Source organism: Aminobacter sp. Piv2-1 (genome assembly GCF_037625995.1).
Classification (GTDB): domain Bacteria; phylum Pseudomonadota; class Alphaproteobacteria; order Rhizobiales; family Rhizobiaceae; genus Aminobacter.
The window spans coordinates 263250-288350 of record NZ_JARKMU010000002.1 but is presented as its reverse complement, the minus strand read 5'-3'; the positions used below and the strand labels follow the sequence as shown (position 1 = coordinate 288350).

Here is a 25101-nt window from a genome sequence, read left to right as displayed (position 1 = left end):
GCCAAGGCAAGCAGCCGCTTGACCATGCATTAGAAACTGCGCACCTTCGCTCGAAAATGGAGGAAACGGCCCGGTCGTGGGGATGCGATCCGGGCTGCCGGGGGGAACAATCATGTCCGATCAGGTCGCGGCGCCGCCCGCCACGCATGCCTTTACGCGCCAGCCGCTGCTGGCGCGCGTCGACTGGCTCAATGTCAGCGGCCTCGCCTTCTATCATCTGGTAGCACTTTACGCCCTGCTGCCCTGGTTCTTCTCCTGGACCGGCGTCATCCTCTGCATTGTCGGCATCTATGTCTTCGGCACGCTCGGCATCAATCTCTGCTACCATCGGCTGCTCACCCATCGCGGCTTCACCTGCCCGAAATGGCTGGAGCACGGGCTGGCGATCATCGCCGTCTGCGCCTTCCAGGACACGCCGGCGCGCTGGGTCGCGGTGCATCGCCGCCATCACGAGCACGCCGACGAAGAGCCCGACCCGCACAGCCCCATCATCAATTTCCTCTGGGCGCATGTCGGCTGGCTTCTGGTGAAGTCGCCCGACATGGAGCGCATGCAGATCTACGGGCGCTACGCCAAGGACATCGTCCGCGACCCGTTCTACCGCAAGCTCGACAAGCCGCATGTCTATCTCGGCATCATCCTGGCGTCGTGGGCAGTGTTCTTCGGCGGCGGCATGGCCGCGGGTCTGCTCGCCGGCCGGACCCCGGGCCAGGCCGTGCAGTTCGGCCTCAGCCTGCTGATCTGGGGCGTATTCCTGCGCACCGTCATTACCTGGCACATCACCTGGTCGGTCAATTCGGTCACCCATGTCTGGGGCTACCGCAACTACGAGACCGCCGACGACAGCACCAACAACGTGCTCGTGGGGCTGCTCAGCAATGGCGAGGGCTGGCACAACAACCACCATGCCGACCCGCGCTCGGCGCGCCACGGCCATCGCTGGTGGGAGTTCGACGTGACCTATCTCACGATCCGGCTGCTCGGGCTGCTTGGCCTTGCCGACAAGATCGCCGAGCCACGGCGGCGTGCCGACTGACCGGCACGCGGCTGGAGACCGGCTTCGCCGAAAAAGAAAGCGCCGGCGAAGCTCGCGCTTGCCGGCGTTCGTCGAAAAGGTCCGGCCGCTTTGCTAGGCCTGTTTCACAAGCCTCAGCAGCACCAGCAGTATCACTGCGCCAATGGTGGCGTGGATGATGGAGGCGATGATGCCCGAGCCAAGGCTGATGCCGAGCACCGGGAACAGCCAGCCGGCTATCAGGGCGCCGACGATGCCGACCACGATGTTGCCGATCAGGCCGAAGCCGTAGCCCTTGACCAACTGGCCGGCAAGCCAGCCGGCAACGGCGCCGACGATGAGAAAGATGATAAGGCTTTCGATACCCATGGATCTCTCCTGCTATTGCCCCTGCCCCGCGCCGGTGGCGCGTTAAGCTTGAAGATCAGGCTGTCGCGGTGGTCTGGTCGTCGACGGTCGCGCCCGGCGCGTTCTTCTTGATCGACTCGATTGCCTTCAGCGCCGAGGCCTTGGCCGAATAGCCTTCCGAGCTGAACATGGGCTCGCCGTTGGATGCCTTGAAGCGGAACCGGAATTCGCCGGCCTTGTCCTTGTAGACTTCGAACTTGTACATCGCATTTCCTCGTTGTTGCCGGGCGCGACTCACACCGGTGAGCGAAGCGTCGCATGATCGGGCCGCGAAAGTCCATGCGGGTTGTGCGGCCACTCGTCCGGCACGCAATGGGCGATCCTGCACCGTCGGGGCGCGCGAATTCGGCACGACGCCGCGATTGCCCCGGCTCCGCCGGACATCCGGCAATCCCGTGCGCCGCGCTTCCCCCAAAAGGAAGGGGCATGGCCGCGTTTGCTGCCATGCCCCTGGATCGTCCATTCGCGCCGCGAAGCGCCGGCTCAGGCTGCCCGCTTCCTGGCGATGCGGGCGCGGATGCTCTCGACGTCTGCCCGCGGCGTCGCCGCAAACAGCGTCTTGGTGTAGCTGTGCTGCGGGTTGGAGAAGACCGCGTCGCGGCTGCCATATTCGACCGCCTCGCCGAAATACATCACCATCACCTGGTCGGAGATATAGCGCACCACCGACAGATCGTGGCTGATGAAGACGTAGGTCAGCTTGAACTCGTCCTGCAGGTCGGCAAGCAGGTTCAGCACCTGGGCCTGCACCGAAAGGTCGAGCGCCGAGACCGGCTCGTCCAGCACCAGGAGCTTCGGGTTCAGCATCAGCGCACGCGCAATCGCGATGCGCTGGCGCTGGCCGCCCGAGAACATGTGCGGATAGCGGTTGTAGTGCTTCTCCTCGAGGCCGACCTTCTTCAGCAGCGTCATCGCCCGGTCGCGACGTTCGTCGGCCGGCGTGTTGGTGTTGATGACCAGCGGCTCGGTCAGGATGTCGCCGATCTTCTGGCGCGGGTTGAGCGAGCCGTAGGGGTTCTGGAACACGATCTGCACCTTGCGGCGCATCTCGGGCGTCAGGTCGCCCTTGGCGATGTCGATCTTCTTGCCCTCGATCAGCAGCTCGCCGGAGGTCGCCGGATCGATCAGCGTCAGGATGCGCCCAAGGGTCGACTTGCCGCAGCCGCTCTCGCCGACGATGGCCAGCGTCTTGCCCTGCTCGACGGTGAAGCTCACGCCCTTGACGGCATGAACGGTCCGCGCCTTCTTCAGCATGCTGCCCGGCACGTGGTAGTCGCGCACGATGTTGCGTGCTTCGAGAATGCTGCTCATCGTGCTGCCCCTTCCATCTGGTCGTCGACGAACAGGTCGGAGATCGTCGGCAACCGGTCGCCGGTCGCGTTGTCAGGCAAGGCGGCGAGCAGCGCACGCGTGTAATTGCTCTTCGGGTTCTCGAACAGCGTCAGCACGTCGGCTTCTTCCATCTTGCGGCCCTTGTACTGCACGACCACGCGGTCGGCGGTCTCGGCCACCACACCCATGTTGTGGGTGATCATGATGAGACCCATCCTGTGCTCGGCCTGCAGCTTCATCAAAAGGTCGAGGATCTGCTTCTGGATGGTGACGTCGAGCGCGGTGGTCGGCTCGTCGGCGATCAGGAGCTTGGGGTTGCAGGCGATCGCCATGGCGATCATCACGCGCTGGCACTGGCCGCCCGACATCTGGTGCGGGAAGGAGCCGAGACGCTCCGCCGGGTCCGGAATGCCGACCGCCTCGAACAGCTCGATAGCGCGCTTGCGGCGCGCGGCCTTGTCCAGGCCCATGTGCACGCGCAGCACTTCCTCGATCTGGAAGCCGACGGTGAAGCACGGGTTGAGGCTCGCCACCGGCTCCTGGAAGATCATGGCTATGTCCTTGCCGATGATCTTGCGACGCTCGGCAGCGGGCATCGACAAAAGGTCGCGGCCGTTGAAGGCCAGCTTGTCAGCCGTCACCTTCGCCGTCCAGGGCAGCAGGCCCATCGCCGCCAGCATCGACACCGACTTGCCCGAGCCCGATTCGCCGACGATGGCGAGAACTTCGCGCTCGTGGACCTTCATCGACACGCCGTTGACCGCCCGGAACGGGCCGCTGGCCGTCTCGAATTCGACGACCAGGTTTTCGATTTCAAGAAGCGCCATGTCAGGACCTCTTCAGCTTCGGGTCGAGCGCGTCGCGCAGGCCATCGCCCATCAGGTTGATCGCCAGCACGGTGACGAGGATCGCAACGCCCGGAAGGGTCACTACCCACCACTTGCTCTGGATGAACTCGCGGGCCTCGGCCAGCATCGTGCCCCATTCCGGCGTCGGCGGCTGTGCGCCCATCCCGAGGAAGCCGAGTGCCGCCGCATCGAGAATGGCGCTCGAGAACGACAGCGTCGCCTGGACGATCAGCGGCGCCATGCAGTTCGGCAGGATGGTCTTGAACATCAGCCGCATGTTGCCGGCGCCTGCGACCTTGGCCGCGACGACATAGTCGCGGGTCTTTTCGCTCATCACCGCAGCGCGCGCCAGGCGCACGAAGTGCGGCTGGTAGACCAGCGAGATGGCGATCATCGCGTTGACCAGGCCCGGCCCGAGGATGGCCACCAGCACGAGCGCAAGCAGCAGCGACGGGAAGGCGAGGATGATGTCCATCACGCGCATGATGGCGGTGTCGACCCAGCCGCGGAAGTAGCCGGCGAGCACGCCGAAGACGACGCCGACGACCAGCGACAGCGTCGTCACGATGACGCCCACGAACAGCGAGAACTGGGTTCCGTAGATCAGGCGCGAGAGCATGTCGCGACCGACGGCATCGGTGCCGAGCAGGAAGTCGGTGCGGCCACCCTCCTGCCAGAACGGCGGAACCAGCACCGCGTCGCGGTATTGCTGGGTCGGATCGTGCGGTGCGATCAGCGGTGCGAAGATCGCCAGCAGCACCAGGAAGATGAAGAACACGAGGCCGATGACGGCGCCGCGGTTTTCGGAGAAGTAGTACCAGAACTCGGCCAGTCGCGCCCGGCGGGACGGATCGGTCGAAACGGCACTGGTTGCAGCAGCTTGAGACATTGTGCCCTCCTAGTGCCGGATGCGCGGATTGATGAGGCCGTAGAGCAGGTCAACCGCAAGATTCACCAGCATGATCACGGCAGCGATCATCAGAAGTCCGCCCTGGATGACGGCGTAGTCGCGCCGCGACACGGAATCGACCATCCACTTGCCGATGCCCGGCCAGGAAAAGATCGTCTCGGTCAGGATCGCGCCGGCGAGCATCACGCCAACTTGCAGGCCGACCGTGGTGACGACCGGGATCATGGCGTTGCGCAGCGCGTGGATGCCGACGACGCGGAAGGTCGAGAGGCCCTTGGCGCGCGCGGTGCGGACGTAGTCTTCCGACAGCACCTCGAGCATCGCCGAGCGCGTCTGGCGCGCGATGACGGCGAGCGGGATGGTGCCGAGCACGATCGTCGGAAGGATCAGGTGGCTGACGGCCGACTTGAAGGCGCCGGCCTGGCCGGACAGCAGCGAGTCGATCAGCATGAAGCCGGTGACGGACGGGAAGTAGTACATCAGCGAGATGCGGCCGGAGACGGGCGTCCAGCCCAGCATGCCGGAAACCAGCATGATCAGGAGCAGGCCCCACCAGAAGATCGGCATCGAGAAGCCGACGAGGGCCGTGCCCATCATCGCCTGGTCGGCGAAGGAGCCGCGCTTGATCGCGGCGATCACGCCGGCCGGGATGCCCAGCACCACGGCGAAGACGATGGCGCAGAGCGAAAGCTCCACGGTCGCCGGGAAGAGTTCGAAGAACTGGTCGACGACGGCGCGCTTGGTGACGATCGACGTGCCGAAGTCGCCGCGCACCACACCCCAGAGGTAGTCGAGATACTGGATGACGATGGGACGGTCGAAGCCGAGCTGGGCCGAGATTTCCGCATGGCGCTCCGGCGACATGACGCGTTCGCCGGACAGGAGGGCGACGGGGTCGCCGGGAAGAAGGCGGATGAAGGAGAATGCAATGATGGATACCCCGATGAATGTCGGGATGAGGACGGCGAGCCGTCCCAACAGGTACCGGAGCATGTCAGACCTTTAAGTGAATGTTCCGAGGACTTCGGGCAGGATAGCACAGAAGTGAAGCGGGGCGCTTGCATGGCAAGCGCCCCTCCAAGATCGGGCCTGTTTAGGCGACCTTACTCGGTGATGTCAACGCCGTCGAAGGCGAAGTCGCCGAGCGGGCTCTGGACGAAGCCTTCGACGCCCTTGCGCATCGGCACGACCGACAGCGAGTGGTCGAGGGTCGCCCACGGAGCGTCCTTCTTGAACACGACCTGCGCCTGCTCGTAGAGCTTGGTGCGCTCGGCCACGTCGTTGGTCTCCTTGGCCTTGGTCACCAGGTCGTCGAACTCCTTGTTGCACCACTGGGCGCGGTTGTTGCCGCCGACGGCGTCGCAACCGAGCAGGGTGTCGAGGAAGTTGTCCGGATCGCCGTTGTCGCCGGTCCAGCCGAGGATGACGGCGCCGTCACGATCCTTGGCCTTCGACTTGTCGAGGTACTCGGCCCACTCGTAGGAGACGATCTCGACCGTGACGCCAACCTTGGCGAAGTCGGACTGGATCAGCTCGGCGGCGCGGCGGGCGTTGAGCATGTAGGGACGCGAAACCGGCATCGCCCACACCTTCATCTTGAGATCCTTGACGCCGGCTTCCTCGAGCATCTTCTTGGAAGCTTCCGGATCGTACTTATCGTCCTCGACGGCGTTGTTGTACGACCACATCGTCGGCGGGATCGGGTTCTTGGCAGGCGTTGCCGCACCCTGGAACACGGCGTCGACGATGGCCTGCTTGTTGATGGCCATGTTGAGCGCCTTGCGGACCTCGGGCTTGTCGAACGGAGCCTGGGTGGTGTTGTAGGCCAGGTAGGAGACGTTGAGGCCTTCCTGCTCCATCACCTTCAGGTTCGGATCGGCCTTCATCGCGGCCACGTCGGCGGCGTTCGGGAACGGCATCAGCTGGCATTCGCCGGCCTTCAGCTTCTGGAAGCGGACCGATGCGTCGGGCGTGATGGCGAAGACGAGGTCGTCGATCTTCTGCTTGCCGCCCCAGTAGTCGGGGTTGGCCTTGTAGCGGATGATGGCGTCCTGCTGGTAGGCGACGAAGGCGAACGGACCGGTGCCGAGCGGCATCTGGTTCATCTGGTTCATCTTGCCGTCGGCCTGCAGCTTGTCGGCATATTCCTTCGACACGATCGAAGCGAACGGCATCGCGATATTGGCGAGGAACGGCGCTTCCTTGCGGGTCAGGGTGATCTTGACCGTCAGGTCGTCGACCTTCTCGACCGACTTGATCACTTCCGGGAAGCCCATGCCGGCAGCGTATTCCCACGAGGCGCCGGTCACGTACTTGTTCCAGGGATTGTCGGCCTTGAGCTGGCGCTCGAAGGAGAACACGACGTCGTCGGCGTTGAAGTCACGGCTCGGCGTGAAGAACTCGGTGGTCTGGAACTTGACGCCCGGACGCAGCTTGAAGGTGTACTCCAGGCCGTCGTCGGAAATCGACCAGCTCTCGGCCAGGCCGGCCTCGGTCTCGGTGGTGCCCTTCTTGAACTCGAGCAGGCGGTTGTAGACGGTGTGTGCAGCGGCGTCGAAGGTCGTGCCGGCCGTATAGAGGCCCGGGTCGAAGCCCTCCGGCGAACCTTCCGAGCAGTAGACGAACGTCTTGGCGCTCGCCGCCCCGCTCAGGACGGTTGCAGCCAGCAACGCGGCCGCAAAGGTCGTTTTTTTGAACATTGAACACTCCCTATGATTTTCCCAAGCCCCTACCTGTCAGGCTCGCAGGCGCGCATATAAGCACCGTTTCTCGGCCTTTGGAACTCCCTGCCTACATGCCGCTCGGTAAGCAGAATAATTTACCCGCATGCGACTACCTATTAGTAGTTTGTTGCGCGGCGTCACTGGACGCTCACCAATTTCGACTTGGAAATGTTCTTATTAGAGAAGGCTTCAGCAGCTTGCAGGACGCAGATCTACGTGGCGGGATGCGCGCCGGCGCCAACGTTGCGGCGATCCGAAATCCGCCGGTCCAGCTGACGTTGGGTGATACTTGCCGTTAACGTCAACTGGCAATACAAACACCTACAACATGCCCCGATACGGCACTGTTCTTGCGGCGCCGCGACAGACGAGGGCCAGACCGGCACACCGCCGGAACGATAAGAACAGCAAGGGAGGCTGATTTGGCGAAAACAACCGGCAACACTGGCGCGGCGAAGGCGGCAAAGGGCAAGGCCAAGGCGGCCGATACCAGGATAGAAACCGCCCCGAAAGCGGCGGCGCCGAAGCCGGTGAAGTCGGCCCCGAAGGCAGCAGCCAAGCCATCGGCGACCAAGGCCTCCGCAGCAGCCAAGCCGTCAGCCGGGAAATCGGCCAAGGCCGAGCCGGCAAAGGCGGCGCCGGCGGCAAAAGCCGCCGCGCCTGCCAAAGCCGTGGCCAAGCCCGCCGCGAAGGCCACGACTGCCGTAAAGCCGGCAGCCGCGAAGCCGTTGCCCAAGGCCGCGGCCAAGCCCGCAACGAAGGCTCCGGCAAAACCCGCAGCCAAGGCCCCGGCCATGAAGCCGGCCAAGGTCGAAGCGGCCGCCGCGCCTGCGCCGCTTGCGGCGATCGCCGCAAAGCCGGCGACCGGCGCAAAGGTCTGGCTGAAAAGCTATCCCGCCAACATGCCGGCCGAGATCGCGCCGCTGGCGCACAAGTCGATCGGCGACCTGCTCGCCGCCGCCTGCAAGCAATATGCCGGGCGCGACGCCTTCTCCTGCATGGGCAAGGCTCTCACCTATGGCGAGCTCGACCGCATGTCGACCGCCTTTGCCGCCTGGCTCCAGTCGAAGGGCCTCGCCAAGGGCGCGCGCGTCGCCATCATGATGCCCAACGTGCTGCAATACCCCGTCGTCATGATGGCGGTGCTGCGCGCCGGCTACACTGTGGTCAACGTCAATCCGCTCTACACGCCGCGCGAACTCGAGCACCAGCTCAAGGATTCGGGCGCCGAGGCGATCGTCATCCTCGAGAACTTCGCCACCACGCTGCAGGCGATCGTCGCCAACACCAGGGTCAAGCATGTCGTCGTCGCCTCGATGGGCGAGATGCTCGGCGTCAAGGGCCTCCTGGTCAACTTCGTCGTCCGCAAGGTCAAGAAGCTGGTGCCGGCCTGGTCCCTGCCGGGCCACGTCAGGTTCCTGGCGGCGCTGCACGAGGGCCAGGCCAAGAAGCTGAAACCCGTCGAGGTGGCGGCAAGCGACACAGCCTTCCTGCAATATACCGGCGGCACGACCGGCATCTCGAAGGGCGCGATGCTGCTGCACTCCAACGTGCTCGCCAACGTCGCCCAGCTCGCGCTCTGGGTCGAGGACGCCTATACGGTCAAGCCCAAGCCGCAGCACCTCACCTTCGTCTGCGCGCTGCCGCTCTACCACATCTTCGCGCTCACGGTGAACGCGCTGATGGGCATGCAGCAGGGCGCGCTCAACGTGCTCATCCCCAACCCGCGCGACATCCCGGGCTTCGTCAAGGAACTGGCGAAGTTCCGATTCAACATCTTCCCGGGCCTCAACACGCTGTTCAACGCGCTGTGCAACAACGAGGACTTCCGCAAGCTCGACTTCGGCGGCCTGATCCTGTCGCTCGGCGGCGGCATGGCGGTGCAGCGGGCGGTGGCCGAGCGCTGGAAGAAGGTCACCGGCAACCACATCTGCGAGGGCTATGGCCTGTCGGAGACCTCGCCGGTGGCGACCGCCAACAAGTGCTCGTCGCCCGATTTCACCGGCACCATCGGCCTGCCGCTGCCCTCGACCGACATCGCCATCCGCGACGAGGACGGCCGCGACCTCGCGCTCGGCGAGGTCGGCGAGATCTGCATCCGCGGACCGCAGGTCATGGCCGGCTACTGGAACCGCCCCGACGAGACCGCCAAGGTCATCACGCCGGACGGCTACTTCAAGTCGGGCGACATGGGCTTCATGGACGGGGCCGGCTACACCAAGATCGTCGACCGCAAGAAGGACATGATCCTGGTCTCGGGCTTCAACGTCTATCCGAACGAACTCGAGGAGGTCGTCGCCCAGCATCCGGGCGTGCTCGAGGTCGCGGCCGTCGGCGTGCCCGACGAGCATTCGGGCGAAGTGCCCAAGCTGTTCGTGGTGCGCAAGGACCCCGATCTCTCGGTCGAGATCCTGCTCGCCTATTGCCGCGAGAACCTCACCGGCTACAAGCGGCCAAAATACATCGAGTTCCGCACCGAGCTGCCGAAGACCAATGTCGGCAAGATCCTGAGGCGCGAGTTGAGGGGCTGAGTCGATTTCGAATCAGGCACGCCGTCGGCCACCGCGAAGCTCTTCACAGTGGCCGTTTTGTATGTGCAGCTGCCTCTTGAGATAAGACCAATATTGCAACGACCGATAAAGGCAGGCAAACAACTGGCGAGCAATCGTTCGAGGCGATCATGGAAGAAGAAGCAGTAAAGTCGAAGAGATCGGCCAGGGTGCGCGCCGACGAGATCAAGGCCTTCCGCTGCAAGAACCTGATCGCGGTGCTCGAAAATCCGACCGACGTGAAGAACATCGGCACCGTCATCCGAAACGTGAACGCGCTCGGCGTCGAGAAAGTCTACGTCGTTGACCCCAAGCGGTCCTTGCCTGACGACTGGCAGGATTTGCGCAATCGCAGTTCAGTTTCGAAGACTTCTGTCTCCGCTGTAAAATGGACGTTCGTGAAGCGCTTCGACAGCACCGACGAGTGCTTCGATCACCTTGAGAAGAATGGCTTCAGATCGATCGTCACATCGCCTCACGTGAAAGGCAAAACCAGCATTTTCCTTCACGAGGGCGATTACACCGAGCATGCCAAATTGGCAGTCTGGTTCGGCAGCGAGGCGACTGGCATCAGCGATCTCGCCGTCGAACGGAGCGACATGTGCGTCTCGATTCCGATGTTCGGCATGATCGAAAGCCTGAACCTCGGAACCAGCAGCGGGATCGTCTTGTACGAAGTCGCCAAGCAGAGGCGCGGGTATCAAAGCAAGTACAAGTGGCGCGACCATCGCGGCGAGCGCGCGACCCCTTTGCCGACTGTCATCGCGCCAAAAATCTAGTTCGTTCATAATTTGAAACGAACGGACGTTGCACCGCCCTGGCGCCGAGATTCAGGCCAGGCCGAGCCGAAAATGGTGGGCATGCTTCGCGGCTGGAGACCTTATCCACGGGCGGGAGATTTTTCCATCTGTGCCGGTCCTTCGCCTTGACCCTGCCTGAGGGTCGTCCACTTCAAAGTCTCGTTCCTTCCCACCCCCCCCTCTGGGCTGCCGCCCATCCCCCCACAAGGGGGGAGATTAGTCACGTCGCCGGCGGCGCCTATCCTGCGGCCGCTCGCCAAAAGTGATTGCCGGGCGAGTGGGTTAGCTGTGATCGTCGGTTTGCAGGTTGGTGATTGGCCGGCGGGCAGATGAAGGCCTGATCTCCCCCCTTGTGGGGGAGATGGGCGGCAGCCCAGAGGGGGGTGGGACGGAGTGAGACGCTGAATGCCTACCTTCAGCACGCGCCCTGTGTTTGTCAGGAACTCTGTCAGCAGACCGCGTGGAGAAATTTCCCCGTTTTTCCACCCCCTCCAAGACCTCCCGTATTCTTGTGCCATCGCCCTTGTCGGGACCTGGTGCGCACCGGGTGTCAGGGAGGGCGGCGGTGACCTCCCGCCACGGCTGCGGTAGCCGTGGCTCCGAGGGCCCGTCGACAGGCCGGCGTCGTCCGGCGCGCGCCGCAAATGGCGGGTGCCGAACGGTGCGGAGAAGCCGCGGGTTCAGGCCACGAAAAGACCGTGGGACGGACCTGTGACCGGCCGACCGAGGGACAGACACCGGGCGGGGCGCGCGGTTCGCGCCACGTACAAAACTATCGGACGGCTCGGCCGCGCGCCCCGCTTCCCGAACTTCCTCCCTCATGAGGGAGTGTTCTTTGACAATGGCCAGGCGCGAAAGCGAGCGTGGCAATGGATAGATGCGCCCCAGCGCAGTCCTCATCCTGAGCCTGTCGAAGGATGGGAGGACGGCCGCATCCTTACCTTCTCCCCTTGTGGGGTGAGGAGTGGTGGCCGCAGGCCAGGAAAAGCCAATGATTTGGCTTTGCCAACGACGAACGCCCGGAGCCATAGCGGAGGCCCGGGTGGTGGATTGGCGCGCAGCGCCAAGACGGATGAGGGGTGTTGGAAGGAACGAGAGGCGTCAGAGGAGCGCTCTGGGCGATGGGAAGAAGCGCGACCAGACCCGACCCGCCTCACCCCTGCCGCGGCGGCAGGCGGCGCATCTCGAAGCCGGTCTTGGTCGTCTGGAAGCCGGCGTTGCGGTAGAAGCCCAGCGTTGCCGGGTCCTTCGAGCCGGTGAGCAGCATCACCTTGTAGCAGCCGAGCGACCAGGCGGCCTCGACGGCCGCAAGCAGCACCGCCTTACCGTGGCCCCGGCCGCGGAAGTCGGCATGGGTGACGACGTTTTCGATCAGGGCGTAGGATGCGCCGCCGCGCACGAAGTTGGGCACCACCACCAGCGTGCAGGTGGCGACTTGCCTGCCGTCGATGAGACCGAGGAAGATGCCGCTGTCGCCATAGTGCGAGAACCGCTCCCAGATTTCCTCCGCCTGCCCGGTGCCGACCGGCACGTCGTCGGGGACCAGATGGCGATAGAGCTGCACCAGTTCGGGCAGGTCCTCGCGGCGTGCCCGGCGGATGGTCAGCCCAGTGGCCATGAACTTTCCTCGAGGCAGCGGGGTCAGGCCTCGCGGGCGAAGAAGGCCGGCAGGTCGGCGATGGAATCGAGCACCACGTCGGCCATGGGCGTGAGCGATTCCCGGGTGCCCGTGCCCGAAAGCACGGCGATCGCCAGGCCGGCGCCGCCCGCCTTGGCCATTTCGAGGTCGTGGCGGTTGTCGCCGACCATGGCGATCTCGGACGGCTTGAGCCCGGTCAGGTCGGAGAAGGCATGGATCGCATCCGGCGCCGGCTTCGGGTTGGCGACCGCGTCGTAGCCATAGGCGGCGTCGAACATCTGGGCGACGCCGAGCGACAGCAGCGTCTTCTCCGCCCCGCTGGTCGAATCGTTGGTGGCGACGCCCAGCCTGAAGCCGGCACCGTGCAGGCGCGCCAGCGCGTCCTTGCTGCCGGGCAGCGGCACGGCCTTCATGGCACCCTGCTCCGCCGTCACCCGGTCGAACAGCTTGACCATCGCCGCCCGCTCGGCGGCATCGGCATCGGGGTACCAGAGCTCGACGATGTCGGCATTGGTGCCGGCGGCGAACACCGAGTCGGCCTTGAAGCAGTGGGCGTCGAAGTCGTAGCCGGCGGCCGCCATCAGCGCGTCGGCGCGGCCGCGGTCGCCGCCGGCCGCCTCGAGCGCCATCATGTCGCCGATGGCGAACCAGGTCGCCTGGAAATCGACCAGCGTGCCGTCCTTGTCGAAAAGAATGCCCTTGATGCCCCGCAAATCACTCACTCCCTCGCCCCTCGCGCGGCGGCCCGAAATCGGGACCGATTCCGGGCCGCTCGATGCGCAATCAAAGTACCAAAGCGTGCCTTGCGCGTCCTACTGGTCGCGCGGCGCCCTGAGCCGATGGATATGCTCCACAAGCCCGGCTGTCGAGGCGTCGCTGCGCGCGGCATTTTCCCGCCCCTCCACGACAGGCAGCAGCCCGGTGGCCAGTTCCTTGCCCAGTTCCACGCCCCACTGGTCGAAGGCGTTGATGCCGAACAGCTGCGCCTCGACGAAGACGCGGTGCTCGTAGAGCGCGATCAGCCGGCCGAGCGTATGCGGGTCGAGCCTGCGGTAGAGGATGGTGACCGACGGACGGTTGCCGGAGAAGACGCGGTGCGGCGCTATCCTGTCGACCTCCTCGGGCTTCATGCCCTTGGTCAGCATCTGCCGCCGCGCTTCTTCGAGGGTGCGGCCCTTCATCAGCGCCTCCGACTGCGCCAGGCAGTTGGCGAGCAGAAGGTCGTGATGCTGCTTGAGCTCGGGTTCGTGGCCCTCGGCCGCGGCCAGGAATTCGACCGGGATGAAGTCCGTGCCCTGGTGCAAGAGCTGGAAGAAGGCGTGCTGGCCGTTGGTGCCCGGCTCGCCCCAGACCAGCGGCCCGGTCGGCGTGACCACGCCGCCGCCGGCGATGGTGACGCTCTTGCCGTTCGATTCCATGTCGAGCTGCTGCAAATAGGCCGGCAGCCGCGACAGGCGCTGGTCGTAGGGGATCACGGCGCGGGCGGGATAGTTGCACACCGCCCTGTGCCAGAAGCCGACGAGCCCCATCAGCACGGGGATGTTCTTGAGCAGCGGCGCCTCGACGAAGTGCTTGTCCATGGCATGCGCGCCGGCGAGGAAGTCGGCGAAATGCTTCGGACCGACGGCGATCATGATCGGCAGGCCGATCGCCGACCACAGCGAGTAGCGGCCGCCGACCCAGTCCCAGAAGCCGAAGACGCGGTCCTTGGCGATGCCGAAGGCGGCGACCTTGTCGAGCGCGGTGGAGACGGCGGCGAAATGGTGGCCCACCGCGTCGGCGCCAAGCGCGGCCTGCACCCAGCGGCGCGCCGTCTCGGCGTTGGTCATGGTCTCGACCGTGGTGAAGGTCTTGGAGGCGATGACGAACAGCGTCGTCTCCGCCTTCAGCCCCTTCAGCGTGTCGTGGATATGGGCGCCGTCGACATTGGAGACGTAATGCGCGCGCGGGCCGTCGTGATAGGGCGCCAGCGCCAGCGTCGCCATGGCCGGGCCGAGGTCGGAGCCGCCGATGCCGATGTTGACCACGTCGGTGATCTTCCTGCCGGTGGCGCCGGCGGCGGCGCCCGAGCGGATCGCGTCGGCGAAGGCCGCCATCGCGTCGAGCACGGCGTGGACGTCCTCGGCGACGTCGCGGCCGCCGAGCATCACCGCATCGCCCCTGGGGACGCGCAGCGCCGTGTGCAGCACCGCGCGGTCCTCGGTCACGTTGATGCGGTCGCCGCGGAACATCGCCGCCCGCCGGCCCGGCAGGTCGACGACCAGGGCCAGCTTTTCGAGCAGCGCCATGGTCTCGGCGTCCACCGCGCATTTCGACCAGTCGAACAGGAGATCGCCGTCGGCGACCGAGAAGTGCCTGAAGCGCTTGGGATCGGAGGCGAATGCCGCGCGCATGTTCTTCGGCGCGTCCTGGTGCTGGTTGCGAAGCGCGGCGAGCGCCGCCTGGAAGGGTTGATCGATCACCTTGGAACTCCGAATCTTTCGTCCTGCCCGTACCGTCCTGGCCACCATCCTAGCAAACCTCATGCGACATTAAGAGGGCGGTGGCGCGGACTATCGCGGCAAATTTCAATCGATTCAATAGGTGCTGCTTGCAAGCGCGGCGGGAAACTTCACTGGCATAAATCCATAGGATTAGAAAAATTGATTGGTGCAAGCGGTTGAGCCAAGGATAGCTTTCTATGGTCCAGCAAAGTCAAAAAGTCTGGACATGCGGGAAACGTCACTATGCCACAGCGAAACGACACGGCGATCTGGTCCGGCCTGTTCAGGATCTCGGCGGAATCGGGCCAGACGCTCCAGGCCCAGATCAGGCAGGCGATCGTCGCGGCGATTCTCGACCGCCAGATCGCGGCCTCGATGCCGCTGCCCTCGTGCCGGATCCTGGCCGAGAAGCTCGGCGTGGCGCGCGGCACCGTGGTGCTAGCCTTCCAGCAGCTCGTCGACCAGGGCTTCCTCATCGCGCGGGAGCGCCGCGGCCACTTCGTCAACCCGGAAGTGCTGGCGACGCCCGCCAAACCGCAGCAGAAGAGCCCCGATCAGCCCAATGAAATCGATTGGAAGGCGAGGCGCCAGATCGCGGCGAGCGACATGCCGCCGCCGGCCAAGCTGGAAAACTGGATCAAGTCGTCCTACCCCTTCGTCTACGGCCAGTTCGACCCCTCGCTGTTCCCCACCGCCGAATGGCGCGAGTGCAACCGCATGGCGCTCGCCGTGCTGGAGATCCGCAACTGGGCGGCCGACATGGTCGACCGCGACGACCCGCTCTTGATCGAGCAGATCCAGGCGCGGCTCCTGCCGCGCCGCGGCATCTTCGCCAACCCCGACGAGATCATCGTCACGCTGGGGGCGCAGAACGCGCTCTACATGCTCGCCTCGCTGCTGATGACCAGGGGCTCGAAGGTGGCGATGGAAGACCCGGGCTATCCCGACGCGCGCTCGATCTTCCGCCTCGCCGGCGCCGACATCGAGCCGGTTCCGGTCGACCACGAGGGCATCGTCACCTCGGCCATTCCCTCCGACGCGGGCTTCGTCTTCGTCACGCCGAGCCACCAGTGCCCGACCATGGTGCCGCTGTCGCAGGAGCGCCGGCTGGACCTGCTCGCCCGCGCCAACCGCAACAACCAGATCATCATCGAGGACGGCTATGACAGCCAGTTGCTCGACGAATCGCCGCAGCAGGCGCTGAAGAGCATCGACCGCTCGGGCCGCGTCGTCTATGTCGGCTCGATGTCGAAGACGCTCGCGCCCGGCCTGCGCCTCGGCTACATCGTCGGCTCCGCCGGGCTGATCTCGGAATTGCGGGCGCTGCGCCGCTTCATGCTGCGCCACCCGCCGGCAAACAACCAGCGCGCGGTCGCGCTGTTCCTGTCGCTCGGCCACCACGAGGCGCTGGTCCGCCGCCTGTCGACGGCGTTCGGCGAGAGGCGCAAGCGTTTGGTCCAGGCAATCTCGGCCTTTCTGCCAGACTGGCAGTCGACGGACGCGGCCGGGGGCACTTCGCTGTGGCTCGAAGGACCGCGCGGCACCGACTCGCGCGGGCTCGCGGCGGCTGCTGCGTCGCGCAGCGTGATCATCGAACCGGGGGATCGCTTCTTCGAGCACAGCGAGAAGCCCACCCGCTTCATGCGCCTGGGCATCTCCTCGATCGCGCTCCAGCACATCGAGCCCGGCATCCGCGAACTGGCAACGGCCGCCGGGCGACGCCCCGCGGCGGCCTGAGCCCTACGGAGCGCGCGCCTCCCTGGCGCGCCGCTTGAGCTGATGCCTTCCGCTCCGAAAATCCCGTCCGATCTTCGAGCACATGCACGTGCCGGCGGCGCCAGCCCGCCGCCGGCTTATATCAGCGATCTGGCATATCCAGCCAAATCCACTGGCCCATGGTCTGGGCCAATGGACGCGGCATAGTCCGGCAAAGGGAACGAGGCGGAACGACGGTGGCATAATCGCTGCGGTCCAGCTTCACGGGATTTGCGGAGGACTGCATGTCGGTAGCCGTCGAGAACAACGCTTCTTCGGCAGAGCAACGATCGCGCCGTTCCGGCGGCCGCGAAGCACGGCGGGCGCTGCGTGCAGCACCGCTGGCGGAAGACATCCGCCCAGTTCGAGCCGGCCTCGAGGGCGGGCGCTTCGGCCCCCTGGCGCAGGACGACCTCGAACGCATCCACGAAGCCGTGCTCACGCTGCTCGAGACGGTCGGCTTCGCCAATGCCATCCCGAGCTGCATCGAGGCTCTCAAGCGGGTCGGCGCGAGCTACGGCGACGACGGGCGCATCCGCTTCCCCCGCGCCCTGGTTCTTTCGACGATCGAGAACGCGGCGCGCAACTTCACGCTCTGCGGCCAGGACCCGCGCCACGATATGGTGATCCAGGGCAAGCGCGTGCACTACGGCACCGCCGGTGCTGCCGTGCATCTGGTCGACGTCGAAAAGCGCGCGTACCGCGAAAGCCTGATCCAGGACATCTACGATGCCGCACGCATCGTCGAAGGCCTCGACAACATCCATTTCTTCCAGCGCCCGATGGTGCCGCGCGACATCCCCGACCCGCTGGAGATGGACTTCAATACGCTCTACGCCTGCGTGTCGGGCACCTCCAAGCATGTCGGCACCAGCTTCACCGTGCGCGAGAACGTGGCACCCGCGCTGGAGATGCTCTACGAGATCGCAGGCGGCGAGGAGAATTTCCGCGCCCGGCCGTTCGTCTCCAATTCCAACTGCTTCGTCGTACCACCGATGAAGTTCGCCGAAGACGCCTGCGGCGTGCTCGAGGCCTGCGTCGACGGCGGCATCCCGATCCTGCTGCTTTCGGCCGGCCAGGCGGGCGCCACCGCCCCGGCCGCCATAGCCGGCGCTGTCGTCCAGGCGGTCGCCGAAGTGCTCGCCGGTCTCGTCTACGTCAACGCCATCAAGCCGGGCCATCCCGCCATATTCGGCACCTGGCCCTTCGTCTCGGATCTGCGCACCGGCGCGATGTCGGGCGGCTCGGCCGAGCAGGCGCTGCTGACGGCGGCCTGCGCCCAGATGGCCCAGTTCTACGACCTGCCGGGCGGCTCGGCCGCCGGCATGGCCGACTCCAAGCTGCCGGACATCCAGTCGGGCTACGAGAAGGGCATCACCAACGTCATGGCCGGGCTGTCCGGACTCAATCTGGTCTATGAGTCCGCCGGCATGCATGCCTCGCTGCTCGGCTTCTGCCTCGAAAGCCTGATCATCGACAACGACATGCTGGGCCAATGCCTGCGCTGCGTGCGCGGCATCGAGGTCAGTGACGAGGCCCTGTCGATCGACACCATTTCCGAGGTCTGCCTCAACGGCCCCGGCCACTATCTCGGCAACGAGCAGACCTTGAGGCTGATGCAGACGGAATATTTCTACCCCGCCGTCGCCGACCGCTTCTCGCCCAAGGAATGGAACGAGAAGGGCAAGCCCGACATCCTCGGCCGGGCCATCGCCGAAAAGAAGCGCATCCTCGCCGAGCGTTTTCCGCGCCACATTCCAAAAGCCACCGACGACAAGCTGCGCGCCCGCTTCGGCAGTCTCATCCACCTGCCGCGCGGCGGCATGGGCGGGTGACGAAGGCGCGGCTCGCGCCCGGCAGCGTTTCAGGACTGTTCGGACGACAGACCGTAGCGCTCGACGACCTCGCGATTGATCAGCTTGGCATGCAGGGCGAGCAGGATGAGTTGGGCATCCAGTCCGTCCGCCGCATCGAGTGCGGCCTCGATGCGGCGCTCCACATCGGCGGCAAGCTGGCTGCCGTTCACGCCTCCGAACGCCTCGGGACCGTTGAGGCAATAGCCGAACAGCTGCGCCACCGGCGGATAGGCCCTTGCCGGCGGCTCGTCCGGCCAACGGTCCTTCATCAGGTTGACGATGGTGAGCTTGACGCCTTCCGGCACGAGCGCCGGATGCAGGTCGACCGCGCGCAGGGCCTCGTCGAGCTGGCGAAGGTCCCCCGAGCGGCCGAAGATTCCCAAGAAACCCAAGGATGAGCGGCGTCTGGCCATGATGTTCCGGTTCCCGATGCAGCGCATTTAGAGTGCTCCGGCCCGACATGCAAAGGCCTGCCACCGTATTGCAAAGCGAAATTTCTGCGGCGCATCGAATACGACGATGTGCGCCCCATCCTCCCGCGCAATCGGCAAGATTTCCGAGCGGGAGACGACACATGAAAAAGGGTCTTTGCCGCTATCGGCGCGCCGTTCATCACCGCTGCCGCCGCTCGGACACCTGCACTGGGCGACGACGATGTTTCGCAGTTCTTCAGGTCGAACGGGCGTCGGCCGGTTCTACTCCGCACCAATGAGCGCAGGATTGCCGCTACGCCGGCCTGGCGCGCTTGACAGCGCGAGGCGCCACCTGTATTTAGCAAATATGTTAATTAACATAACGGCTAAATAAATGACCGACGACCAGCTCAGCGCCACCTTCGCATCGCTCGCCGACCCGACCCGGCGCGCCATCCTGGCGCGGCTGGCGCTCGGCGAGGCGACGGTCAACGAACTGGCCGAACCCTTCGACATGAGCCTGCCCGCCATCTCCCGGCACCTGAAGGTGCTGGAAGGTGCCGGCCTGATCAGCCGCAGCCGCACGGCGCAGTGGCGACCTTGCAGGCTGGAGGCCGGGCCGCTCAGGGATGTCGCCAACTGGGTCGAGCACTACCGCCGCTTCTGGGATGCGAGCTTCGACCGCATGGCCGACTATCTCAAGGAACTGCAGGCGCCCAAGGGAGATCCCGATGACCGCAAGAACTGATACCGTCGCGGCAGAGCCGCTCTTTCTGGTAATTTCGCGGCTGATGGATGCGCCCCCGGCGCTCGTCTTCCGCATGTGGTCGAGCCCCGAACACCTGACCCGCTGGTGGGGGCCGAAGAACTTCTCGTCCACCTCCAGGCAGCTCGAATTCCGCGAAGGCGGGCGCTACCACCACCTGATCCATGGCCCGGATGGCATCAGCGACGGCATGTCCGGCACCTTCCGGGAGATCGTGAGAAGATCGTCTTCACCTTCGCCTGGGATCATGATCCTTCTTGGGTTTCGCTCGTCACGGCGACACTGCGCGCCGAAGGCGCGCGCACGCGGCTGACCTTCCGCCAGGAGCCGTTCCTCGACGTCGAAACGCGCGACTCGCACATGGGCGGCTGGGGCGAATGCCTCGATCGCCTGGCCGACGCGCTCGCCGGCCGACCCGTCGTCTGAATTCCTGCGCGCCGGTTGTAGCTGCCGGCGCGCCGACTGCCCGATTGAACCCGCTGTCACCGCCGGTCGTTGTCGATCAGCGGAACGACGCGCCATGCGAGGAGAAACAAAGATGCTGAAATCCTATCGCGGCAGCTGCCATTGCGGGGCCGTCCATTTCGAATGCCAGCTCGATCTCGCGCCTGCCGGGCAGCGATCGAAGCCGGAGCTCGACGGTGTCTGGTGGACGTCGAGCTTCCGCTGCAACTGCTCGTGGTGCGCCAAGACGCGGTTCTGGAAGAACTTCGCCCGCCCCGCCGGCTTCCGCATCACCTCGGGCGAGGACATGCTGACCGACTACCGCTTCGGTTCGTCGGCCATCCGCCACCGCTTCTGCAGCCGCTGCGGGGTGCATCCCTTCGCCTCGGCGAGCTTCGACATCATGGGCGGCGACTTCCATGCCATCAACATCGCCTGCCTCGACGACGTCTCGCCGGAGGAACTGGCCACCGTGCCGATCATCTACGAGGACGGCAGAAGCGACGCCTGGGACCGCCCGCCGGCGGTGACGAGTCATCTGTAGAGCGCACGAGCCTCCAGCCTCGTTACCACTTGACAACAAAGAACAAATAAGGAACAACTTCCATCATTAGTTTATTTTGTGCGAAGAATGCAACCACAAGGATTCATGATGGGCAAGAATACGGGCGAAGGATTTCGCCGAGGCGCCGTTCGCGAACGCACCCAGTTCGAGCGGCCTGATGGCCTTTGGCAAAAGCGCGATGAGCTGACTGGCGAATTCATGGAAGTCAAACAGTCTGACGGACCGTTCAAGGGAGTGGCAAAGGAGCCCGACGGTCGAGACACCGACAAGGCGTAGCGACATGGGCTGTCGGCACTCCGCCAAGCCGGTATAGACAGGCGATCAGTGGTTGTCGCGCGGGATGCCCTTGGTCTGGGCGACGCGCTGGTACTTGACCGCCGGCTTCAGCACCATGCCCTCGGACAGCTGGTCGACCATGCCGCGCTGGATTTCCTGCCACGGCGTCTGGTGCGCCGGGTAGCGGTAGCCGCCCCCCTGCTGCAGCTCGGCCCGGCGGCGGGCAAGCTCGTCGTCGCCGATCAGGATGTCGGCGGTGCCTTTCCTCAGGTCGATGCGCACGCGGTCGCCCGACTTCAGCAGCGCCAGCCCGCCGCCGACGGCGGCCTCCGGCGAGGCGTTGAGGATCGACGGCGAACCCGAGGTGCCCGACTGGCGGCCGTCGCCGATGCAGGGCAGCGAGTGGATGCCGCGCTTGATGAGGTAAGCGGGCGGCTGCATGTTCACCACTTCGGCAGCACCCGGATAGCCGACGGGTCCCGTGCCGCGCATGAACAGGATGGTGTTCTCGTCGATGCCCTCGGCGGGATCGTCGATGCGGGCATGGTAGTCCTCCGGTCCGTCGAACACCTTGGCGGTGCCTTCGAAGGCCTCGGGGTCCGTGGGGTTCGACAGATAGCGGTCGCGGAACTCCTTCGAGATCACGCTGGTCTTCATGATGGCGCTGTCGAACAGATTGCCCTTGAGGTTGATGAAGCCGGCATCCTTCTTCAGCGGGTCGGCCACCGGGCGGATCACCTTGGGGTCCATGGTCTCGGCGGAAGCGCAGTTTTCGCCCATGGTCCTGCCGTTGGCGGTGACGGCATCGGGATGCGGCAGCAGGCCGGCCTTGATCAGCTCGGCGACGACCGCCGGCACGCCGCCGGCATGGTGATAGTCCTCGCCGAGATACTCGCCGGCCGGCTGCAGGTTGACCAGAAGCGGTACGTGGTGGCCGAGCCGCTGCCAGTCGTCATTGTCGAGCGGCACGCCGAGGTGGCGGGCAATCGCGTTCAAGTGGATCGGCGCGTTGGTCGAGCCGCCGATCGCGGAATTGACGACGATGGCGTTCTCGAACGCCTGGCGGGTCATGATGTCGGACGGCTTCAGGTCCTCGCGGACCATGTCGACGATGCGTTTGCCCGTGTCGTAGGAGATCTGGCCGCGCTCGCGATAGGGAGCCGGGATCGCCGCCGAGCCCGGCAGCTGCATGCCCAGCGCCTCGGCCAGGCTGTTCATGGTCGTCGCCGTGCCCATGGTGTTGCAATAGCCGACCGAAGGCGCCGACGAGGCGACGATCTCCATGAACTCGTCGTAGTCGATCTCGCCGGCGGACAGGCGCTCGCGCGATTCCCACACGATGGTGCCCGATCCGGTGCGCTTGCCCTTGTGCCAGCCATTGAGCATGGGCCCGACCGACAGGGCGATCGCCGGAATGTTGACAGTGGCCGCCGCCATCAGCAGCGCCGGCGTGGTCTTGTCGCAGCCGATGGTGAGCACGACGCCGTCGAGCGGATAGCCGTAGAGCACCTCGACCAGGCTGAGATAGGCGAGGTTGCGGTCGAGCGATGCGGTCGGGCGTTTTCCCGTTTCCTGGATCGGGTGGCACGGAAACTCGAAGGGCACGCCGCCTGCGGCAATGATGCCGGCGCGGACGCGCCTGGCAAGTTCGATATGGTGGCGGTTGCAGGGCGACAGGTCCGAGCCGGTCTGGGCGATGCCGATCAGCGGCTTGCCGGACTGCAGTTCCTCGCGCGTCAGGCCGAAATTCAGGTAGCGCTCGAGATAGAGCGCGGTCATGCCGGGATTGTCCGGATTGTCGAACCACTCCTGCGAACGGAGCTTCTTCGTCGTCTTCTGGCCGGTCATGGCAATTCTCCCGAAAGCGGGTTGCATGGTTATGGCAAGGACGGCTGCCCGGCAAGACGCACCACCCGGCCTGGCGATGGACAAGCGGCGACTGCCGCGCTACCCCTTCATGGTTTTCATCGGGAGGGGATCGCGCATGGCTCTGGTGATCGAAGGCGAGGAGAAGATCGGCGCGCCCATCGACGTCGTCTGGAAGGCACTGAACGACCCTGCGGTGCTGAAGGAAAGCATCCCCGGCTGCGAGAGCCTGGAGATGTCGTCGCCGACCGAAATGGCCGCCAAGGTGGTGCTCAAGATCGGCCCGATCAAGGCAACCTTCTCCGGCGAGGTGACGCTGAAGAACCTCAAGCCGCCGCACTCCTACACCATCGAAGGCGAGGGCAAGGGCGGCATCGCCGGCTTCGCCAAGGGCGGCGCCGACGTGACGCTGACCGAGGACGGCCCCGACGCGACGATCCTCAAATATGCCGCCAAGGCCGATGTCGGCGGCAAGATCGCCCAGCTTGGGAGCCGCCTGATCACCTCGACCTCGAAGAAGCTCGCCGGCCAGTTCTTTTCGACCTTCAGCGAGAAGGTGGGCGGCGCGTAGGGAGCGATTGTCTTTTCCGGTTGCGGAAACTTCTGCGTCCTCTCGTTTCCTCCGACGCGATCAATGAGAGGAGCGTTGCGCGCGGCCTCGGGCGACCCCACCCCGATCCGCTGCGCGGATCGACCCTCCCCTCGAGGGGGAGGGAAAGTCACGCACGCCTCATTCCTTCCCACCCCCCTCTGTCCTGCCGGACATCTCCCCCACACGGGGGGAGATTGGCAGCTTCGGCGTCTCGCCCATCCCCTCAAGAATAGCTCTTGCAGCGGTGGTGACTAGCCGGGGCATCGATGACGGCCCAATCTCCCCCCTTGTGGGGGAGATGTCCGGCAGGACAGAGGGGGGTGGGAACGGCGAGCCGAGAAGGCGTCCCGGCGAAGGGCCGCCCCCCAAAAAAAGTCGCCCGGCGGTGGACAAGCAGTTCACGCCGCCCGCGCCAAGGCGCCGGCTCGAGCACCTTCGCGCGGAACGCTGCTCACGAGGACCACGGGGAACCAAGCCGCGATGGCCCGGCCGCCAGGAGCCGCGCCATCCGGTCCTGCGAAAGACCCCTCGCCTATTCGAAGACGATGGTCGGCGTTGCTGCCTCCGAGGCGCCCTGTTCTTCCTGCAGGCGCGACCAGACCCGGGCGGCGATGTCGCGATAGACCTTCGCGCCCACCCCGTCGGGGTTGGAGACGACGACCGGCTTGCCGGTGTCGGAGGTCTCGCGGATCTGCATTTCGAGCGGCACTTCGCCGAGGAAGGTGACGCCGAGGCGTTCGGCCTCCCGCTTCGCGCCGCCATGGCCGAAGATATCGTAGCGGTTGCCGGTGTCGGGGGCGACGAAGTAGCTCATGTTCTCGACGATGCCGAGCAGCGGCACGTCGACCTTCTTGAACATGTTGAGGCCCTTGCGCGCGTCGATCAGCGCCAGGTCCTGCGGCGTCGACACGATGACCGCGCCCGCCAGCGGCACCTGCTGGGCCATGGTGAGCTGGGCGTCGCCGGTGCCGGGCGGCATGTCGACGACGAGCACGTCGAGCGGACCCCATTCGACCTCGCGCAGCATCTGGGTCAGCGCCGACATGACCATCGGCCCGCGCCAGATCATCGGCGTCTCCTCGTCGACGAGGAAGCCCATCGACATGACCTTGAGGCCGTAGTTCTGCATCGGCTTGAGGATCTTGCCGTCGACCGTTTCCGGGCGGCCATGGATGCCGAGCAGCCTGGGCATGGACGGGCCGTAGATGTCGGCGTCGAGCACGCCGACCCTGAGGCCGTTGGCGGCGAGGCCGAGCGCGATATTGACTGCGGTCGTCGACTTGCCGACGCCGCCCTTGCCGGAAGCGACCGCGATGATGGCCGAGATGCCGGGCACGCCGCGCTTGCCCTGGCTCTGCGATGCAGGCGCATGCGGCGCCGGCCGCGGGGCCGCGGCGGGCGCGGGGCGAGGTGCTGCCGGGCGCGGCGGAACCGGCGCTTCCATGCCGCCGCCCTTCTTCTCGGCGGTCAGGGCAACGACGGCGCCGCTGACGCCGGGAATGGCCTTGACGACGCGTTCGGCTGCGGCGCGCAGCGGCTCCATCTCCTGCGCGCGGGCGGCCGGCACGGTGATCGAGAAGAACACCTTGCCGTCGGCGATGAAAATCTCCGAGACGAGGCCGAGCTCGACGATGTTGCCGGTGAAATCGGGGCCGTTGACGGTCCTGAGATGCTCAAGCACGGCTTCCTTGGTGACTGTCATTTGGCGAACGCACTGCTCCCTGTTGGGTCTCAGATAATGCAGTTTGGCCGAAGAACCAACTACCCGAAATGGCGGCCAGGTGCCGCGCCGGTTGGCAATGCCGCCAACCGCCCCATCTATTGGCGGACGAAATAAATTTTCGCGGCGTGTCGGGCAAGG

At 65.5% G+C, this 25101-nt stretch carries 23 protein-coding genes and 1 pseudogene; 10 read left to right on the top strand and 14 right to left on the bottom strand.

The genetic code is table 11. The annotated features are described in order from the left end of the window. Positions 1–112: 112 nt before the first annotated feature. Entirely contained in the window at positions 113–1036 is a 924-nt protein-coding gene (locus AmiPiv_RS05250) for an acyl-CoA desaturase (protein ID WP_340036267.1), read from the top strand. Between the two features lie 93 nt (positions 1037–1129). On the opposite strand, the gene AmiPiv_RS05245 is transcribed toward AmiPiv_RS05250, so the two are convergent. From AmiPiv_RS05245 to AmiPiv_RS05210, 8 genes are all read right to left on the bottom strand, one after another. After that, entirely contained in the window at positions 1130–1384 is a 255-nt protein-coding gene (locus AmiPiv_RS05245; RefSeq protein ID WP_340036266.1) for a GlsB/YeaQ/YmgE family stress response membrane protein, read from the bottom strand. A gap of 55 nt (positions 1385–1439) precedes the next feature. Next, a complete protein-coding gene (locus AmiPiv_RS05240; RefSeq protein ID WP_340036265.1) occupies positions 1440–1628 on the bottom strand; it encodes a YegP family protein in 189 nt (62 codons plus the stop codon). Positions 1629–1906: 278 nt separating this feature from the next. After that, positions 1907–2734 carry an ABC transporter ATP-binding protein gene (locus AmiPiv_RS05235; protein ID WP_340036264.1) on the bottom strand — a complete coding sequence of 276 codons (828 nt, stop codon included), beginning with the start codon at positions 2732–2734 and terminating at the stop codon, positions 1907–1909. Then, positions 2731–3582, bottom strand: a complete 852-nt coding sequence (locus AmiPiv_RS05230) for an ABC transporter ATP-binding protein (protein ID WP_340036263.1) — start codon at positions 3580–3582, stop codon at positions 2731–2733. The genes AmiPiv_RS05235 and AmiPiv_RS05230 overlap by 4 nt, the downstream gene beginning before the upstream one ends. A gap of 1 nt (position 3583) precedes the next feature. Further along, positions 3584–4492 (bottom strand): ABC transporter permease subunit, encoded by a 909-nt coding sequence (locus AmiPiv_RS05225; RefSeq protein ID WP_340036262.1) that lies wholly within the window; start codon positions 4490–4492, stop codon positions 3584–3586. Between the two features lie 9 nt (positions 4493–4501). Continuing rightward, positions 4502–5506 carry an ABC transporter permease subunit gene (locus AmiPiv_RS05220; RefSeq protein ID WP_340036261.1) on the bottom strand — a complete coding sequence of 335 codons (1005 nt, stop codon included), beginning with the start codon at positions 5504–5506 and terminating at the stop codon, positions 4502–4504. A gap of 110 nt (positions 5507–5616) precedes the next feature. Beyond that, positions 5617–7212 (bottom strand): ABC transporter substrate-binding protein, encoded by a 1596-nt coding sequence (locus tag AmiPiv_RS05215; protein WP_340036260.1) that lies wholly within the window; start codon positions 7210–7212, stop codon positions 5617–5619. A 325-nt stretch (positions 7213–7537) separates the two neighbouring features. Beyond that, positions 7538–8044 carry a hypothetical protein gene (locus AmiPiv_RS05210; RefSeq protein ID WP_340036259.1) on the bottom strand — a complete coding sequence of 169 codons (507 nt, stop codon included), beginning with the start codon at positions 8042–8044 and terminating at the stop codon, positions 7538–7540. Between AmiPiv_RS05210 and AmiPiv_RS05205 the strand changes: the two genes are divergently transcribed. After that, a complete protein-coding gene (locus tag AmiPiv_RS05205) occupies positions 8031–9767 on the top strand; it encodes a long-chain-fatty-acid--CoA ligase (RefSeq protein WP_340036258.1) in 1737 nt (578 codons plus the stop codon). The two genes, AmiPiv_RS05210 and AmiPiv_RS05205, sit on opposite strands and share 14 nt — an antisense overlap. A gap of 149 nt (positions 9768–9916) precedes the next feature. Further along, a complete protein-coding gene (locus tag AmiPiv_RS05200; RefSeq protein ID WP_340036257.1) occupies positions 9917–10564 on the top strand; it encodes a TrmH family RNA methyltransferase in 648 nt (215 codons plus the stop codon). A 1174-nt stretch (positions 10565–11738) separates the two neighbouring features. Here AmiPiv_RS05200 and AmiPiv_RS05195 read toward each other — a convergent pair. The 3 genes from AmiPiv_RS05195 to pgi form a co-directional block, all read right to left on the bottom strand. Next, positions 11739–12203, bottom strand: coding sequence for a GNAT family N-acetyltransferase (locus AmiPiv_RS05195; protein ID WP_340036256.1), 465 nt, complete (start codon positions 12201–12203; stop codon positions 11739–11741). 23 nt (positions 12204–12226) lie between these two features. After that, a complete protein-coding gene (locus AmiPiv_RS05190) occupies positions 12227–12937 on the bottom strand; it encodes an HAD family hydrolase (protein WP_340036473.1) in 711 nt (236 codons plus the stop codon). 99 nt (positions 12938–13036) lie between these two features. Further along, on the bottom strand, positions 13037–14683 hold the full coding sequence (gene pgi / locus AmiPiv_RS05185; protein ID WP_340036472.1) for a glucose-6-phosphate isomerase: 1647 nt from the start codon (positions 14681–14683) through the stop codon (positions 13037–13039). Between the two features lie 267 nt (positions 14684–14950). Here pgi and pdxR point away from each other — a divergent pair, with 267 nt between their 5' ends. Beyond that, complete coding sequence (gene pdxR / locus AmiPiv_RS05180; protein WP_340036255.1) at positions 14951–16444, top strand: MocR-like pyridoxine biosynthesis transcription factor PdxR; 1494 nt, start codon at positions 14951–14953, stop codon at positions 16442–16444. A gap of 263 nt (positions 16445–16707) precedes the next feature. Then, complete coding sequence (locus tag AmiPiv_RS05175; protein ID WP_340036254.1) at positions 16708–18297, top strand: trimethylamine methyltransferase family protein; 1590 nt, start codon at positions 16708–16710, stop codon at positions 18295–18297. 29 nt (positions 18298–18326) lie between these two features. On the opposite strand, the gene AmiPiv_RS05170 is transcribed toward AmiPiv_RS05175, so the two are convergent. Continuing rightward, a complete protein-coding gene (locus tag AmiPiv_RS05170; protein ID WP_340036253.1) occupies positions 18327–18731 on the bottom strand; it encodes a hypothetical protein in 405 nt (134 codons plus the stop codon). A gap of 394 nt (positions 18732–19125) precedes the next feature. Between AmiPiv_RS05170 and AmiPiv_RS05165 the strand changes: the two genes are divergently transcribed. The 4 genes and pseudogenes from AmiPiv_RS05165 (at position 19126) to AmiPiv_RS05145 (ending at position 20782) form a co-directional block, all read left to right on the top strand. Next, positions 19126–19479 carry an ArsR/SmtB family transcription factor gene (locus AmiPiv_RS05165; RefSeq protein WP_340036252.1) on the top strand — a complete coding sequence of 118 codons (354 nt, stop codon included), beginning with the start codon at positions 19126–19128 and terminating at the stop codon, positions 19477–19479. Next, positions 19361–19923: pseudogene (locus AmiPiv_RS24765) on the top strand (SRPBCC family protein). The gene AmiPiv_RS05165 and the pseudogene AmiPiv_RS24765 overlap by 119 nt, the downstream one beginning before the upstream one ends. A gap of 112 nt (positions 19924–20035) precedes the next feature. Beyond that, positions 20036–20485, top strand: a complete 450-nt coding sequence (locus AmiPiv_RS05150) for a GFA family protein (protein ID WP_340036250.1) — start codon at positions 20036–20038, stop codon at positions 20483–20485. Positions 20486–20590: 105 nt separating this feature from the next. Continuing rightward, positions 20591–20782, top strand: a complete 192-nt coding sequence (locus AmiPiv_RS05145) for a hypothetical protein (protein WP_340036249.1) — start codon at positions 20591–20593, stop codon at positions 20780–20782. Positions 20783–20827: 45 nt separating this feature from the next. On the opposite strand, the gene AmiPiv_RS05140 is transcribed toward AmiPiv_RS05145, so the two are convergent. Beyond that, positions 20828–22630: an IlvD/Edd family dehydratase gene (locus AmiPiv_RS05140; RefSeq protein WP_340036248.1), complete on the bottom strand. Its 1803-nt coding sequence runs from the start codon at positions 22628–22630 to the stop codon at positions 20828–20830. A gap of 136 nt (positions 22631–22766) precedes the next feature. Between AmiPiv_RS05140 and AmiPiv_RS05135 the strand changes: the two genes are divergently transcribed. Further along, positions 22767–23219 (top strand): SRPBCC family protein, encoded by a 453-nt coding sequence (locus AmiPiv_RS05135; protein ID WP_340036247.1) that lies wholly within the window; start codon positions 22767–22769, stop codon positions 23217–23219. A gap of 553 nt (positions 23220–23772) precedes the next feature. On the opposite strand, the gene AmiPiv_RS05130 is transcribed toward AmiPiv_RS05135, so the two are convergent. Next, complete coding sequence (locus tag AmiPiv_RS05130) at positions 23773–24942, bottom strand: Mrp/NBP35 family ATP-binding protein (RefSeq protein WP_340036246.1); 1170 nt, start codon at positions 24940–24942, stop codon at positions 23773–23775. Between the last annotated feature and the right edge of the window lie 159 nt (positions 24943–25101).

Coding starts and splice junctions, on each gene's coding strand:
- AmiPiv_RS05250 (WP_340036267.1), top strand. CDS start 113: ATGTCCGATCAGGTCGCGGCGCCGCCCGCCACGCATGCCTTTACGCGC.
- AmiPiv_RS05245 (WP_340036266.1), bottom strand. CDS start 1,384: ATGGGTATCGAAAGCCTTATCATCTTTCTCATCGTCGGCGCCGTTGCC.
- AmiPiv_RS05240 (WP_340036265.1), bottom strand. CDS start 1,628: ATGTACAAGTTCGAAGTCTACAAGGACAAGGCCGGCGAATTCCGGTTC.
- AmiPiv_RS05235 (WP_340036264.1), bottom strand. CDS start 2,734: ATGAGCAGCATTCTCGAAGCACGCAACATCGTGCGCGACTACCACGTG.
- AmiPiv_RS05230 (WP_340036263.1), bottom strand. CDS start 3,582: ATGGCGCTTCTTGAAATCGAAAACCTGGTCGTCGAATTCGAGACGGCC.
- AmiPiv_RS05225 (WP_340036262.1), bottom strand. CDS start 4,492: ATGTCTCAAGCTGCTGCAACCAGTGCCGTTTCGACCGATCCGTCCCGC.
- AmiPiv_RS05220 (WP_340036261.1), bottom strand. CDS start 5,506: ATGCTCCGGTACCTGTTGGGACGGCTCGCCGTCCTCATCCCGACATTC.
- AmiPiv_RS05215 (WP_340036260.1), bottom strand. CDS start 7,212: ATGTTCAAAAAAACGACCTTTGCGGCCGCGTTGCTGGCTGCAACCGTC.
- AmiPiv_RS05205 (WP_340036258.1), top strand. CDS start 8,031: ATGAAGCCGGCCAAGGTCGAAGCGGCCGCCGCGCCTGCGCCGCTTGCG.
- AmiPiv_RS05200 (WP_340036257.1), top strand. CDS start 9,917: ATGGAAGAAGAAGCAGTAAAGTCGAAGAGATCGGCCAGGGTGCGCGCC.
- AmiPiv_RS05195 (WP_340036256.1), bottom strand. CDS start 12,203: ATGGCCACTGGGCTGACCATCCGCCGGGCACGCCGCGAGGACCTGCCC.
- pdxR (WP_340036255.1), top strand. CDS start 14,951: ATGCCACAGCGAAACGACACGGCGATCTGGTCCGGCCTGTTCAGGATC.
- AmiPiv_RS05175 (WP_340036254.1), top strand. CDS start 16,708: ATGTCGGTAGCCGTCGAGAACAACGCTTCTTCGGCAGAGCAACGATCG.
- AmiPiv_RS05170 (WP_340036253.1), bottom strand. CDS start 18,731: ATGGCCAGACGCCGCTCATCCTTGGGTTTCTTGGGAATCTTCGGCCGC.
- AmiPiv_RS05165 (WP_340036252.1), top strand. CDS start 19,126: ATGACCGACGACCAGCTCAGCGCCACCTTCGCATCGCTCGCCGACCCG.
- AmiPiv_RS05150 (WP_340036250.1), top strand. CDS start 20,036: ATGCTGAAATCCTATCGCGGCAGCTGCCATTGCGGGGCCGTCCATTTC.
- AmiPiv_RS05145 (WP_340036249.1), top strand. CDS start 20,591: ATGATGGGCAAGAATACGGGCGAAGGATTTCGCCGAGGCGCCGTTCGC.
- AmiPiv_RS05140 (WP_340036248.1), bottom strand. CDS start 22,630: ATGACCGGCCAGAAGACGACGAAGAAGCTCCGTTCGCAGGAGTGGTTC.
- AmiPiv_RS05135 (WP_340036247.1), top strand. CDS start 22,767: ATGGCTCTGGTGATCGAAGGCGAGGAGAAGATCGGCGCGCCCATCGAC.
- AmiPiv_RS05130 (WP_340036246.1), bottom strand. CDS start 24,942: ATGACAGTCACCAAGGAAGCCGTGCTTGAGCATCTCAGGACCGTCAAC.